The 14,096-nt window shown below is 72.9% G+C and carries 12 protein-coding genes; 2 read left to right on the top strand and 10 right to left on the bottom strand.

The genetic code is table 11. The features are described 5' to 3' along the window. Nucleotides 1-18 precede the first annotated feature (18 nt). Together ACFYU0_RS29960 and ACFYU0_RS29955 are read right to left on the bottom strand one after the other, a co-directional pair. Nucleotides 19-1,644, bottom strand: a complete 1,626-nt coding sequence (locus ACFYU0_RS29960) for a protein kinase (protein ID WP_389305199.1) — start codon at nucleotides 1,642-1,644, stop codon at nucleotides 19-21. Nucleotides 1,645-1,657: 13 nt separating this feature from the next. Continuing rightward, nucleotides 1,658-3,643 (bottom strand): P-loop ATPase, Sll1717 family, encoded by a 1,986-nt coding sequence (locus ACFYU0_RS29955; protein ID WP_389305197.1) that lies wholly within the window; start codon nucleotides 3,641-3,643, stop codon nucleotides 1,658-1,660. 141 nt (nucleotides 3,644-3,784) lie between these two features. On the opposite strand from ACFYU0_RS29955, the gene ACFYU0_RS29950 reads away from it, so the two are divergent. Both ACFYU0_RS29950 and ACFYU0_RS29945 read left to right on the top strand, forming a co-directional pair. Continuing rightward, on the top strand, nucleotides 3,785-5,014 hold the full coding sequence (locus tag ACFYU0_RS29950) for a GNAT family N-acetyltransferase (RefSeq protein ID WP_389305195.1): 1,230 nt from the start codon (nucleotides 3,785-3,787) through the stop codon (nucleotides 5,012-5,014). A 63-nt stretch (nucleotides 5,015-5,077) separates the two neighbouring features. Further along, complete coding sequence (locus ACFYU0_RS29945; RefSeq protein WP_389305193.1) at nucleotides 5,078-5,920, top strand: DUF4253 domain-containing protein; 843 nt, start codon at nucleotides 5,078-5,080, stop codon at nucleotides 5,918-5,920. A 123-nt stretch (nucleotides 5,921-6,043) separates the two neighbouring features. Here the strand turns inward: ACFYU0_RS29945 and ACFYU0_RS29940 are convergent, their stop codons facing one another. The 8 genes from ACFYU0_RS29940 to ACFYU0_RS29905 form a co-directional block, all read right to left on the bottom strand. Next, nucleotides 6,044-6,409 carry a DUF805 domain-containing protein gene (locus tag ACFYU0_RS29940; RefSeq protein ID WP_351667522.1) on the bottom strand — a complete coding sequence of 122 codons (366 nt, stop codon included), beginning with the start codon at nucleotides 6,407-6,409 and terminating at the stop codon, nucleotides 6,044-6,046. A gap of 278 nt (nucleotides 6,410-6,687) precedes the next feature. After that, entirely contained in the window at nucleotides 6,688-7,680 is a 993-nt protein-coding gene (hemB, locus tag ACFYU0_RS29935; RefSeq protein WP_389305191.1) for a porphobilinogen synthase, read from the bottom strand. Nucleotides 7,681-7,753: 73 nt separating this feature from the next. After that, nucleotides 7,754-8,188 (bottom strand): VOC family protein, encoded by a 435-nt coding sequence (locus ACFYU0_RS29930; RefSeq protein ID WP_351667518.1) that lies wholly within the window; start codon nucleotides 8,186-8,188, stop codon nucleotides 7,754-7,756. A gap of 207 nt (nucleotides 8,189-8,395) precedes the next feature. Next, nucleotides 8,396-8,800, bottom strand: a complete 405-nt coding sequence (locus ACFYU0_RS29925; RefSeq protein WP_389305188.1) for a hypothetical protein — start codon at nucleotides 8,798-8,800, stop codon at nucleotides 8,396-8,398. Between the two features lie 103 nt (nucleotides 8,801-8,903). After that, the gene (locus ACFYU0_RS29920; protein WP_351667514.1) at nucleotides 8,904-10,610 is read right to left on the bottom strand and encodes a bifunctional uroporphyrinogen-III C-methyltransferase/uroporphyrinogen-III synthase; all 1,707 of its coding nucleotides are present in this window, start codon (nucleotides 10,608-10,610) and stop codon (nucleotides 8,904-8,906) included. Next, nucleotides 10,607-11,566 (bottom strand): hydroxymethylbilane synthase, encoded by a 960-nt coding sequence (gene hemC, locus ACFYU0_RS29915; protein WP_389305185.1) that lies wholly within the window; start codon nucleotides 11,564-11,566, stop codon nucleotides 10,607-10,609. Before hemC ends, ACFYU0_RS29920 begins: the two co-directional genes overlap by 4 nt. Continuing rightward, the gene (locus ACFYU0_RS29910) at nucleotides 11,563-13,278 is read right to left on the bottom strand and encodes a glutamyl-tRNA reductase (protein WP_389305183.1); all 1,716 of its coding nucleotides are present in this window, start codon (nucleotides 13,276-13,278) and stop codon (nucleotides 11,563-11,565) included. The genes hemC and ACFYU0_RS29910 overlap by 4 nt, the downstream gene beginning before the upstream one ends. Then, entirely contained in the window at nucleotides 13,275-14,039 is a 765-nt protein-coding gene (locus ACFYU0_RS29905) for a redox-sensing transcriptional repressor Rex (protein ID WP_351667510.1), read from the bottom strand. The genes ACFYU0_RS29910 and ACFYU0_RS29905 overlap by 4 nt, the downstream gene beginning before the upstream one ends. Between the last annotated feature and the right edge of the window lie 57 nt (nucleotides 14,040-14,096).

Below are 14,096 nucleotides of genomic sequence, written 5' to 3'. Positions count from 1 at the left end.
CGCCGTGACGGCCCGTCCTCACTTCGGGGGCGGGCCGTCCCCGTGCAGCAGCCGTTCGCCGTCGTCGACGGTCTTCTCCAGGGTCGTGAGCACCTTCCGCCACGCCGCCTGCTGGCCCTGGAGCATGTCGAAGTACTCGTTCACCTGGGCCCGGTTGTGGCCGTACTGCGCGGCGGCGGGGAACAGCGCGGAGAACTCCGGGCCGCGTCCGCGGGGCATGTGGTAGCTGCGCTGCCTGGCCTGCTCCGCCGCCCTGACGGCCAGTTCCGAGACGCGCCGCCAGCGGACGTCGAGGTCCCGGCCCTCGTCGAGCAGCTCGGTGATCTCCCGGATCCGCTGCACCAGGACCGCCATGCGGTCCCACATCCGGTCGAGACCGGCCAGCGCGGCCTTGAGCCGCTGTGCCACCTCGGCGGGCTCGTATCCGTACGGCTCCTCGTCGAAGCGCGGCAGCACCCGCTCGCCGGGCCGTCGCTCGCGTACGGCGCCGTTGCCCTGCACCGCCTCCTCCCTCGTCTCGGCCAGGATCCGCTCCGCCTCCTCGCGGGCCTCCTCGCGCAGCCGGTGCGCCTCGTACTGGGCCTGTGCCTGGATCAGCGCGGCGTCGCTCTCCGCGCGGGACCGGATCAGCTCGGCCTCCCGGGCGGCCTCCTGGCGGGCCACCTTGCGCAGGGCCGCGCAGTCCGCCTCCGCCCGCAGCCGCATCTCCCACACCTTGTCGATCAGCCGCCCGGCGGCCGAGCCGGCCGGGCCCAGACCCGCGAGGTCCGGTGTGTCGCCGCCGGACGGCAGCGGGCCGTCTATGAGCAGGGTGACCAGGGCGTCGGCGACCGCGGCGGCGTCCCCGGGGCGATCGGCGGGGCTCTTCGCCAGCAGACCGACGATGAGATCGTTCAACGCCCCGGGCAGGCCTTCGACGAGAGCGTCCGGCGGTACCGGGACGTCGTCCAGCTGCATGCGGAGCACGGCGATCTGGCTCTCGCTGACGAACGGCGGCCGGCCGGTCACCGCGTGGTACAGCAGGCACCCGAGCGAGTACAGGTCGCTGCGGTGGTCCAGTTCCCGTACGCCCTCGGCCTGTTCGGGCGACATGTACGGCGGCGAGCCGAGCGGGGTGCCGGTCGCGGTGAGGTAGTGCACGCTCATCGCCTCGCCAACGAACTTGGCGACTCCGAAGTCGAGGACCTTGGCGGCGCCCTCGGGGGTCAACAGGACGTTGGCGGGCTTGATGTCCCGGTGGATGACGCCGTGCGCGTGCGCGGCCACCAGCGCCTGCGCGATCTGCACGGCCCAGCCCGCGGCCGTCCGCCACGGCGTCCCCGGGGACGTCTGCAACCGCCGTTGCAGCGACTGCCCCTGGACGCGCTCCATCACCAGGTAGAAGACGTGGCGGCCGCCCACCGTCCCGTCCCCCCAGTCGTGGACGGTGACGATGTTGGGATGGGAGAGCCGCGCGGCGAGCCGCACCTCACGCCGGAACCTGGCCTGCCGTTCGGCCTCCCCCGCCCCGAACATGCCGTTGACGAGCTTCACCGCCACCTCGCGCTGCAGCCGCTCGTCCTGCGCGGCCCACACCTCGCCCACGGCGCCGTAGCCGAGCAGCTCTCCGATTCTGAAGCGCTCGTCGAGGACCGCGCCCTGCACCCGTGCCTCCCCCTCAGCGCTCGGCGTCGCCGGACGTGCCGTACGAGCCGCCCGCGAGCCGGCGCAGCCGCCGCGCCTCGTCCTCCAGGCGGCGCACGACCTCCGCCGCGCCGGTCGCGCCGTCGGCGAGGCCGCTGGCCGTGAGCTGGGCGGCGAGCGAGTCGAAGTAGTGCGCCGTGTAGAACAGCCGTTCGTCCAAGTCGAGGTTTCCGGCGAACCGCGGGATGCCGCCGTCGGTGTCGTCCAGGACGCGGTTGATCGCGCCGACTATCTCGTCCCGGGCGTCCGGGGTGAGCGCGACGGCCCGTTCGGCCTGGGCGATGATCGAGTGGCAGGAACGGGCGACCTCGCCGAGCAGCCGGGTGTCCCGGTTCTGGAAGCTGACCGTCACCGACTGGAAGCCGAAGACGTTGCCCTGCACCAGGCGGTCCCCCGCCACGCCGGGCTCGTACCGGCGCAGGTCGATCGCGCTCGTCGCGCCCAGCGCCGCCCGGAAGCAGGGGTGGATGTGGAACTCGGTCTCGTGCGGCTGCACGGGGAGGTCGTTGCCCCCGGCGAAGACGACGTCGTTGCCGCGTCGCACGCCGAGGAAGCCCACGTCGTAGAGGACGTCGATGACGCCGCTCAGGGTCAGCGCGTCGGCGTAGGCGGGGAACAGCCGGTGCAGGGACTTCTCGGCCGCCTCGAAGCGGCTCTGCAGCGCCGCGCGGGAGACCAGGTAGCCGGCGTTCTGGAAGAGCGGGAACAGGTGCTTGAGGAAAGGGTGCCCGACCAGGTACTCCAGGGACAGGTCCTTGAGTTTCCACGCCGAGAACTGCAGCTCCGCCTGGCGGACGTCCTCCGGGGTGATCCGGTCGCGGCCGTGGGTCAGCCAGGCCGTCTCCTGACAGAGGTTCAGGAACTGGATGGCGTCGCGCGGCCGGGGCAGACAGCGGCGGAACAGGTAGGCGCCCGTCTCCTCGTTCCCCACGGACGCCGGGAAGACCTCGGTCCACAGCTGCTCGGCGGTGAGCCGGCCGCCCGCGGACGCCCGCGCGCGTGCCAGCGCGAGGTCCCGCAGGGCCGTCTGCGACCAGGTGATCCGCAGCTCGTCCCCGTGGATCTTGTCCCCCTCGCCGAATGACAGGGAGTCGTAGATGTCCGCGCGCAGGAACAGCAGGAGCCGTACGGACAGTCCGTACAGGCCCGACGCGTGGGTGGCCGCCAGCAGCAGCCCGATCACCATCGAGTTGCTGTCCCGCTCGGCCGACCACACGCGTTCCAGCTGGTCGACCATGAGGAGCAGCGGCTTGTGCTCGGTGGCGCAGTCGAGGTCGGTGAAGGCCTCGGCCACGCCCCGCTCGACGAGCTCCAACTGCCGTGCGGCCAGCGCGCCTTCCGACGACGCCCTCCCGAGGTCCAGGCCCGCCTTGACGCCGAACGCCTCCAGGGACAGGGAGGTCCGCAGCCCCGTCACCCACTGCGCCAGCCGGTTGCCCTCCAGTTCGCCGTTCTGCTTCAGGAACTTGGCGAGCGTCCTCACGGACTCCGGCTTGTAGCCGTGCGCGTCCTTGGCGTGGGCCACCAGATGCCGTGCCGCGTGCACGGCGAACACGTACCGCCAGATCAGCGCCTTGGCCGAGTCGCCCGGCAGCCCCGCGAGCTCGAACCGCCGGATCTCCTCCCCCGCGGTCTCGTCCGGGGTGACCAGCGCCTTCCCCGGATAATCGTCCTCACCCCCGTCCGCCATGAGCTGCATGCAGATGGCGCTCTTGCCCGATCCCTTGCGGCCGATGATCAGCATCTTCCGCCCGTCGACGGCGGCCCGGTACGCCGCGTTGGGCAGGAAGCCGCCGCGCAGGAGCAGCCCGTCCTGCACGTCCCGCTCGGCGTCCTCACGCCCGAAGTGCACACGCGCGAGTAACGGCTCGTCGGCCATCTCGTCCCCCCAGAAGTCCGCCCCCGTCTTGCTGAGGACACGGTAGCGAGACAGACGCCCCGGCAGAGCGGGAACTCGCACCCCAGGGGTTTTCCGGTTTCGCGTGCCGTGACCCCCTCCCGCCGGAGCCGTAATTCGTTTGCCCAGGCCGGAGGTGGGCGCTCCACTGTGTCCGGGCACCACGAGCCGTGGTGCCGGTGTCCCGAGGAGGCAGCGGCAGCGATGGAGATACGTCCCACGACCGACAGGGATCTCGACGTCTTCGTCGACACGGTCCACTCCGCCTTCGGGCGCTTCCCGGAGACCCCGGTCGAGGGCGGCGGACTCTGGTGGTCGGCGCTCGAGACGGACCGTTGCGTGCTCGCCGTGACGGCGGACGGGCGGCCCGTCGGCACCGCCGGCGCCTACTCCTTCGAGCTCACCCTGCCCGGTGAGACCCTCGTCCCGGCCGCCGGGGTGACCGCCGTCGGCGTGCTGCCCTCGCACCGGCGCCAGGGCGTGCTCAGCGCGATGATGCGGCATCAGCTCGGCGAACTGCGCGCCCGCGGGGAGTTCCTCTCCGTGCTGCTGGCCTCCGAGGCTCCGATCTACGGCAGGTACGGCTACGGACCGGCGACCTACACGACGCGGCTGACGGTGCCGCGCCACCGGGCCGCCCTCGCCGTGCCCCGGGCGCGCGGCGGGGACCGGGCGCCGGCGGACGGCTCGGACGGCGGCTCCATCGAGGTGCTGCGCCGGGCCGAGTGCGGCGAGATCCTGGAAGAGGTCTACGACCGGTACCGCCGCGCCCAGCCCGGCGCGCTGTCCCGGCCGCACCGGTGGTGGGCCCTGCGCGCGGGGCAGCCCCCGATCTCGCCGGCGCCGCGCCATGTGGCCGTCCACCGGGACGCCGACGGCGTCCCGGACGGGTACGCGAGCTACTCGCTGGACGCCGGCACCCTGACGGTCGACGAGACCGTCGCCGGCGACGACGCCGCCTTCACGGCGCTGGCCCGGTTCGCACTCGGACACGACCTGGTCTCCCAGGTCGTGTTCAAGCACGTCCCACCCGGACATCCGCTGCACTGGCGGTTCGCGGACTTCCGCGCCGGCGAGGTGAGCGGCGACACGGACTGGCTCTGGGTGCGGCTGCTGGACGTCCCGCGCGCGCTGACCGCGCGCGGCTGGTTCGCGGACGGCGAGCTCGTCCTCGACGTCGAGGACCCGTTCCTCGGCGAGCACGCCCGCCATCTGCTGACCGTCCGGGACGGCAGGGCCGAGTGCGTCCCGACGGACCGGGCGCCCGACCTGTCCCTGGACGTGCGCGACCTGGGCTCCGTCTACCTCGGCGGCACCGCCCCGAGCACACTGGTGCGCGCCGGCCACGTCCAAGCCCACCGTCCGGACGCGGCCGCCCTCGCCGACACCCTCTTCCGCTCCGACCGCACCCCGCACTGCCTGCACTGGTTCTGACCGCGCGGGTGGGGGCCCGGTCCGCCAACGGCGTTGTCAGTGGCGGCCCTTACAGTCACCGGCATGGCGACTCTTCCCAACCCGCTGCCCTCTCTGGCGACCGACCCCAGCGGACGTTCCCTCGGTCTGCGGCTCCCGCCCGGCAGGCTCGTCGACGCGACGGACGACGGCCCCTGGCACGAGCCCCTGCTGTGGCACGCGGACAAGCAGGCCGCGCCCGGCACCTGGGCCGCCCTGGGCGCGCCCGCCGCCCGGGCCGGGCTGCTGCCGGTCCTCGTGGAGCTGGGCGGATCCCAGGGCGGTCCGGAGAACTGGGAGTTGCTGCCCGGTGAGATGTCCTATCCCGGGGACCACGACCCGGAGGAGGTCCTCGCGGAGTACTGGGGCGACGAAGGGGGCGAGGACGAACCCGGCGCCGAGGCCGGGTCCGACGGGGAACCGGCCGAGCCGCTCGAGCCGTTCGGGGCCGCGTGGCCGGGCCTCGCGCCGGCCGGCGCGCTCACCGCCGACCCCGGGACGCGGGCGGCGCGGGTGGCCGACTCCCTGGCCGGGGCGACGTGGCTGAAGGACGCGCGCCTGGCCCTCGTCCCGTCCCGTCGCTCCGCCGACATCCCGGCCGCGATCGGCTGGACCGGACCGCTCAACCACGAGAACGACGTGGCGCGGCTGTGCGCGGTCCTGCGCTCGTGGGAGGACCGCTTCGGCATACGCGTGGTGGCCCTCGGCTTCGACGTCCTGGTGGTGTCGGTGGCCGCCCCGCCGAGCACCCTGGCCGACGCCGAGGCCCTGGCGGCGGAGCACTGCGCCTTCTGCCCGGACAACGTCGCCCAGGGCGAGCCGGGCGGCCTGCGCGCCTACGCCGAGAAGCTCGTCGACGAGCAGATCTGGACCTTCTGGTGGGACTGAGCCCCGGCGCCGCTCACCGGTGAGCGCGCCCGTACATGCCCGAGGCCGCCCGGACGACGCTGGCCGGGCGGCCTCGGGACGGCGTGTGCCGAAGGGCGCGGCACGGGTGCCGCGGGCCGGGCGTCAGACGAGCGCCGGGGCCGCCTTCGGGTTCGGGCCGTACTTGTTGTCGCCGGCCTCGCTGTCCAGGCAGTAGAAGACCAGCAGGGTGATGGGGCCGGCGAGCGGGATGACACCGAAGAGGATCCACCAGCCGGAACGGCCCGTGTCGTGCAGGCGGCGCACCGTGACACCCCAGGCGGGCAGCAGGAGCGCGAGGACGACGACGCCGGCGACGGCGATCAGGGCCGGCGTCTTGGTCGCGGCGCCGATGCCGCCCAGCACGATGTAGATGAGGTACGCGAACAGCGAGAACAGCCAGAACTCCTTGCGGCGCGCGCGGCCGCTGAAGACGGCGTACTTCTTGAGAGCGGCGAGGAACCAGCTCATGACATCCCCCCAGGGATCGACGTTCAGCCCATCCCGGAGTGGATCAGGCCAGGCGCAGACATTAAGGGGTTGGCAGGAGCGCGTCATACACAGTCGAACCGTGCGTCCGGACGGGCTTCAAACATCGTTTTCAGGACAGAAACACCCATGATCACGGGCTGCCCGCGGAACCATCACCGGACGTTCGCGAAATCGCACTCGTTCCGTTGCCGAAACGACAGCACACCGCAGCCGGGCCGCCGCCGTTTCGGTACCGGAACGATCTCCAACCGTGTCCGTCAGCGCAGCTTTCGCGCCACTTCGGTCGCCCAGTAGGTGAGGATGGTCCGCGCCCCGGCCCGCTTGATGCCGGTCAGCGTCTCGAGGATGGCACGGTCCCGGTCGACCCAGCCCTTCTCGGCGGCGGCCTCGATCATCGAGTACTCGCCGGAGATCTGGTAGGCGGCCACGGGCACGTCCACGGCGTCGGCGACCCGGGCGAGGATGTCGAGGTACGGTCCGGCCGGCTTGACCATCACCATGTCGGCGCCCTCGGCGAGGTCCAGTTCCAGCTCCCGCAGGGACTCGCGCCAGTTGGCGGGATCCTGCTGGTACGTCTTGCGGTCGCCCTGGAGCGAGGAGGCGACGGCCTCGCGGAAGGGGCCGTAGAAGGCGGAGGAGTACTTGGCGGTGTAGGCGAGGATGGCGACGTCCTCGCGGCCGATCTGGTCGAGCGCGTCCCGGACGACACCGATCTGCCCGTCCATCATCCCGCTGGGCGCGACGACGTGGGCGCCCGCGTCGGCCTGCACCTGGGCCATCTCGGCGTACCGCTCGAGCGTGGCGTCGTTGTCGACCCGCCCCTCGGCGTCCAGCACCCCGCAGTGGCCGTGGTCGGTGAACTCGTCCAGGCACAGGTCGGACATGACGAGCAGGTCGTCGCCCACCTCGGCCCGTACGTCGCGCAGCGCGACCTGGAGGATCCCGTCCGGGTCGGTGCCGACCGTGCCCAGGGCGTCCTTCTTGCCGTCCTCCGGCACCCCGAACAGCATGATCCCGGAGACCCCGGCCTCCGCCGCCTCCACCGCGGCCTTCCTCAGGCTGTCGCGGGTGTGCTGGACGACGCCCGGCATGGCCGAGATCGGCACCGGCTCGCCGACGCCCTCACGGATGAAGGCCGGCAGGATGAAGTCGGCGGGGTGCAGTCGCGTCTCGGCGACCATGCGCCGCATGACGGGCGAGGTCCGCAGTCGCCGGGGACGCGTACCGGGAAAAGATCCGTACTTCGTCATGCCTTCTACGCTACGCCCGCCTTGGGACCACCTTTGCCGACGGCCCGTCGGCGCCGGCCGCCGGCCCGGGCGCTCAGTCGAGACAGAACTCGTTGCCCTCGACGTCCTGCATCACGATGCACGACTCGTTGTGCTCGTCGGCGACCAGCACCCGCACGCAGACCGCGCCGAGCGCGACCAGCCGTGCGCACTCGGCCTGGAGCGTGGCGAGCCGCTCGTCCCCCACGAGTCCCGTGCCCGCCCGCACGTCGAGATGCACCCGGTTCTTGGCGACCTTGCCCTCGGGGACGCGCTGGAAGTACAGCCGAGGGCCCGCACCCGAGGGATCGACGCAGGCGGCCCACGAGCCCTGCTCCTCCGGCGGCAGCGAGCGGCCGTAGTCGTCCCAGGTGGCGAACCCCTCCGGGGGCGGCGGAAGTACGTACCCCAGCACCTCGCACCAGAAGCGGGCGACGCGCTCGGGTTCCGCGCAGTCGAAGGTGACCTGGAACTGCTTGATCGATGGCATCGGCGCACCCTAACAGCCGCCGATCACCAACTCACCCGATTATCCGGAGCGTTGAAGGTGAGGGCGACTCGTGGACGACGGCGCCGGGCGGGCTCCCCGTCCCGCCTCGGGGAAGGTCACAGAACGGGGAACCCACCGGTGATTCGCCCGTTCGGCCGCTGCCGGATGCGGCGGACGCCGGAATCGGCCGAATTTCCCACGCGCCGGTCAGCGCAGCCGCGCCCCGGCCGCGCCGAGCCAGGAGTGCCAGCCGCGCATCCGCGCCATGGCGCCGCCGTTCATGATCTGGTCGAACGCGCCGGCGGACACGTCCGACGGCGGCCGGTAGCCGCTCACGGCCGCGTGCTGCCCGGACGTCGGCGCGGGCGACAGGTCACTGCCCCGCCCGACGAGCGCGTAGCGCTTCCCCTCGACGTTGACCACCAGAGTGCCGAGCCGGGTCAGCCGCCCGTCGACCTTCCGGGGATCGCCCCGGAAGACGACCTGCCCGTCCCGGTCCTGAGCCCGCAGTTCCTCCGGGGTCAGGCTCAGGACGACGGGCACGCACCGCGCGCCGTTCCACAGACTCCGCCGCCAGTAGACGATCCCCGCGTATCCAGCGTGCTCGCTCATGCACCCGATCATGGCATGCACACAACGCACCGGGCAGGGGCCGTCACGCAGCGACGGGACGCGCCCGCAGGGCACGTCCCGTCACCTCATCGTCTCCGCGCGCTCACGTCGTCGAACGACGCCTGCGCGCCCCCGGGCGCCGCTCGCTCGGGCGGGTCACCGGGTCGCCGGACTCCAGGGCGGCCGTCCGGCGCTTCATGCCGAAGTCGGCCAGCGCCTCGGCCAGCTTGTGGACCGAGGGCTCGGGGGCCATGACGTCGACGCGCAGACCGTGCTCCTCGGCCGTCTTCGCCGTCGCCGGACCGATGCAGGCGATCACCGTGACGTTGTGCGGCTTGCCGGCGATGCCCACCAGGTTCCGGACGGTCGAGGACGACGTGAACAGCACCGCGTCGAAGCCACCGCCCTTGATGGCCTCGCGGGTCTCCGCCGGAGGCGGCGAGGCGCGCACGGTCCGGTAGGCCGTGACGTCGTCGACCTCCCAGCCCAGCTCGATCAGACCGGCCACCAGGGTCTCGGTGGCGATGTCGGCCCGGGGCAGGAAGACGCGGTCGATCGGGTCGAAGACCGGGTCGTACGGGGGCCAGTCCTCCAGGAGGCCGGCCGCCGACTGCTCACCGCTCGGCACCAGGTCGGGCTTCACACCGAAGGCGATCAGCGCCCTGGCCGTCTGCTCGCCCACCGCGGCGACCTTGATGCCCGCGAAGGCACGGGCGTCGAGGCCGTACTCCTCGAACTTCTCGCGCACCGCCTTGACCGCGTTGACGGACGTGAAGGCGATCCACTCGTACCGGCCGGTGACCAGGCCCTTGACCGCGCGTTCCATCTGCTGCGGGGTGCGCGGGGGCTCCACCGCGATCGTGGGGACCTCGTGCGGCACCGCGCCGTAGGACCGCAACTGGTCGGAGAGCGAAGCCGCCTGCTCCTTCGTGCGCGGCACGAGCACCTTCCAGCCGAACAGGGGCTTGGACTCGAACCACGACAGCTGGTCGCGCTGGGCGGCCGCGCTTCGCTCGCCGACCACGGCTATCACGGGCCGGCCGCCGTCCGGGGACGGCAGGACCTTCGCCTGCTTCAGCGTCTGCGCGATGGTGCCGAGCGTCGCCGTCCAGGTGCGCTGCCGGGTCGTCGTGCCGGCGACGGTGACGGTCAGCGGGGTGTCCGGCTTGCGGCCCGAGGACACCAGTTCGCCGGCCGCGGCGGCCACCGAGTCCAGCGTCGTGGAGACCACCACCGTGCCGTCGGAGGCGCCCACCTCCGTCCAGCAGCGGTCGGAGGCGGTACGGGCGTCCACGAACCGGACGTCCGCGCCGTGCGGGTCGCGCAGCGGCACACCGGCGTACGCGGGGACGCCGACGGCGGCCGCCACACCCGGTACGACCTCGAAGGGCACACCGGCGGCGGCGCAGGCGAGCATTTCCTCGGCCGCGTACGTATCAAGTCCCGGGTCCCCGGCAACCGCACGGACGACCCGCCTGCCGCCCCGCGTGGCCTCCATGACAAGATGAGCGGCATCCCGGGCAGGAGTCGGGACCGCAGCGGGTGTTGACGCGCCGTCAACGACCGTGAGCTGCGGCGCGCCCGTGCCCGGCGGTGACACCGAGGAGTCCGCGTCCATCGGCACGACGGACACGCCCTGCCGGGCGTGCGTCCGGATCACATCGAGCACGTCGTGCTCGGCGATCAGGACATCCGCGTTCGACAGCGCCTCCACGGCGCGCAGAGTCAGCAGCCCCGGATCCCCGGGTCCGGCACCCAGGAAGGTGACGTGCCCGTGTTCAAGGCCGGTGGGAAGGGTGGTGGGGCTCAATGTGCTCGCTCCCCCATCAGACCGGCCGCGCCCTGGTTCAGCATCTCGGTCGCGAGTTCGCGTCCGAGTGCCATTGCCTGGTCGTGCGTTCGGGGCACGGGACCGGTGGTGGACAGCTGCACCATGCGGGTGCCGTCGGTCGTGCCGACGACGCCCCGCAGGCGCATTTCCTTGACAATCTGCCCGTCGGCCACGAGGTCGGCCAACGCACCCACGGGTGCGCTGCAACCGGCCTCCAGGGCGGCGAGCAGGGACCGTTCGGCGGTCACGGCGGCCCGGGTGAGCGGGTCGTCGAGCTCGCCGAGTGCGGCGACGAGGTCCGCGGCGTCCGCGGTGCACTCGATCGCCAGGGCCCCCTGGCCGGGGGCGGGCAGAACCGTGTCGACCGACAGGAAGTCGGTCACCTCGTCGATCCGGCCGATGCGGTTCAGTCCGGCGGCGGCCAGGACGACCGCGTCCAGCTCACCGTCCCGCACGAAACCGATCCGGGTGTCGACGTTGCCGCGTATCGGGACCGTCTCTATGTCCAGTCCGTGGGCGCGGGCGTACGCGTTGAGCTGCGCCATGCGGCGCGGCGCCCCGGTGCCGATGCGGGCGCCGCGCGGCAGGTCGGTGAACTTCAGCGCGTCCCGGGCGACGATCACGTCACGGGGGTCCTCGCGCACCGGTACGGCGGCCAGGGCCAGTTCCCCGGGCTGCGTGGTCGGCAGGTCCTTGAGCGAATGAACCGCGAAGTCCACCTCGCCGCCGACCAGCGCGTCGCGCAGCGCCGTGACGAACACGCCGGTGCCGCCGATCTGCGTGAGGTGCTCGCGGGAGACGTCGCCGTGCGTGGTGATCTCGACCAGCTCGACGGGACGCCCGGTCACCCGGCGGACGGCGTCCGCAACCTGCCCGGACTGGGCCATGGCGAGCTTGCTGCGCCGCGTCCCCAGCCTCAAAGCCTTCTCTGTCATGCCGGTCGGTCCTTCTTGTCTGTGCTGTCCCCGGCCCGGGAGACGGCGGCCACCGTCTCGGGGTCGAGGTCGAACAGGGTGCGCAGCGCGTCCGCGTACCCGGCGCCGCCGGGCTCGGCCGCGAGCTGCTTGACCCGGACGGTGGGCGCGTGCAGCAGCTTGTCGACGACCCGGTGCACGGCCTGCCGGATCTCGCCGCGCTGGCGTTCGTCCAGGTCGGGCAGGCGGCCGTCGAGCCGCGCGATCTCACCGGCGACGACGTCGGCGGCCATGGTGCGCAGCGCGACCACGGTAGGCGTGATGTGCGCCGCCCGCTGGGCCGCGCCGAAGGCCGCGACCTCGTCCGAGACGATACGCCGGACCTGGTCCACGTCGGCCGCCATCGGCGCGTCGGCCGAGGCCTCGGCGAGGGACTCGATGTCCACCAGGCGCACCCCGGCCAGCCGGTGCGCGGCCGCGTCGATGTCGCGGGGCATGGCGAGGTCGAGGAGGAACAGGGCCGGGGCCGGGCGCGGGATCACGGCGACCGGTTCGGGCCTGCGGAGCTCGGGGATGCGGCCGACGGTGGCGGCGGTCGCGGCGAGCGCGGTGATCAGCTCGGCGTCGGTCTCGGGGCTGCGCCGGGCGGTGTCCCGGCGGTCCACGGTGCCGCCCGCGACCCAGGCCCCGTGCTGCTCCAGGGTGGCCGCGTCCAGTCCGGCGACGGCGGCCTCGCCGTGCACGGAGAAGCCGGTCGAGCCCTGCACGGCGGCCAGGTCCAGCGGGCAGTTCTCCTCGGCGGCGGCCGTGCCGGAGCCGGCGGCCGCCGGAGCGGTCCGCGCGGCCGGACGGGCGGCGGCGTCGGCCACGGGGTCGGCGGTCCCGCCCACGACCCGGCCCTCGACCGCCTGCGCGACCGAGTCCGCCGTCAGCACCAGGCCCGTCGCCCCGGTGCAGGAGACGACGACGTCGGCACGTGTCAGCTCGCCCGGCACGGCGTCCATCCGCACCGCGCGGGCGGACACCGCGGTGTCGTCGCCCTCGGTGAGTATCCGGGCGAGGCGCTCGGCGCGCTCGAAGGTGCGGTTGGCGACGACGATCTCGCCGACGCCGGCGCGGGCCAGCGTGGCGGCGGCCAGCGAGGACATCGACCCGGCGCCGATGACCAGCGCCCTGCGTCCCGCGGCCCATTCCTCGACGGCGCCGCCCGCGGCCAGCTGTTCGAGGCCGAAGGTGACCAGCGACTGGCCGGCCCGGTCGATGCCGGTCTCGGAGTGGGCGCGCTTGCCGACCCGCAGGGACTGCTGGAACAGGTCGTTCAGCAGCTTGCCGGCGGTGTGCAGCTCCTGGGCGCGGGCCAGGGAGTCCTTTATCTGGCCGAGGATCTGCCCCTCGCCGACGACCATCGAGTCCAGGCCGCAGGCCACCGAGAACAGGTGGTGGACGGCCCGGTCCTCGTAGTGCACGTAGAGGTACGGGGTCAGCTCCTCGAGACCGACACCGCTGTGCTGGGCGAGCAGCGTGGACAGCTCGGCCACACCGGCGTGGAACTTGTCGACGTCGGCGTACAGCTCGATGCGGTTGCAGGTGGCGAGCACCGCGGCCTCGGTGGCCGGCTCGGCGGCGACCGTGTCCTGGACCAGCTTGGCCCGGGCGTCCGCGCTCAGCGCGGCCCGCTCCAGCACGCTGACCGGGGCACTGCGGTGGCTCAGCCCGACGACGAGGAGGCTCATGCCGGCATCACGGCGGGCACGTCCCCGTCGGGTCCCTGGTCGCCGGAGGCGCCACGGGTGGTGGCGGCGGGCAGCGCGCCGTCCCCGGCGGCGGTCTCCTCACCGGCCTTGCGCTGCTCGTGGAAGGCGAGGATCTGCAGCTCGATGGAGAGGTCGACCTTGCGCACGTCGACCCCGTCCGGGACGGTCAGCACGGTCGGCGCGAAGTTCAGGATCGAGGTGACACCGGCGGCCACGAGCCGGTCGCAGACCTGCTGGGCGGCGCCGGCGGGGGTCGCGATCACGCCGATCGAGACGCCGTTGTCCTTGATGATCTTCTCGAGCTCGTCGGTGTGCTGCACGGGGATGCCGGCCACCGGCTTTCCGGCCATCGCCGGGTCGGCGTCGATCAGCGCGGCCACCCGGAAACCACGGGAGGCGAACCCGCCGTAGTTGGCCAGGGCGGCGCCGAGGTTGCCGATACCGACGATCACAACCGGCCAGTCCTGGGTCAGGCCCAGTTCACGGGAGATCTGGTAGACGAGATACTCCACGTCGTAGCCGACACCGCGCGTTCCGTAGGAACCCAGGTACGAGAAGTCCTTGCGCAGCTTCGCGGAGTTGACCCCCGCCGCCGCGGCCAGCTCCTCGGAGGAGACCGTGGGGACCGAGCGCTCCGACAGTGCGGTCAGCGCGCGGAGGTACAGCGGAAGCCGGGCGACGGTGGCCTCGGGAATCCCTCGGCTGCGGGTCGCCGGTCGGTGAGTTCGGCCAGTTGCCACGGTGCTCCTGCGGGTAGAGCGGGGCTGCAGGCGGTCATACGTTCCCGGACCGCCCCG

The sequence above is a fragment of the Streptomyces sp. NPDC003720 genome, assembly GCF_042875075.1.
Taxonomy (GTDB): domain Bacteria; phylum Actinomycetota; class Actinomycetes; order Streptomycetales; family Streptomycetaceae; genus Streptomyces.
Note: the sequence above shows the minus strand (reverse complement) of the source record. Positions and strands in the feature narration are given on the sequence as shown.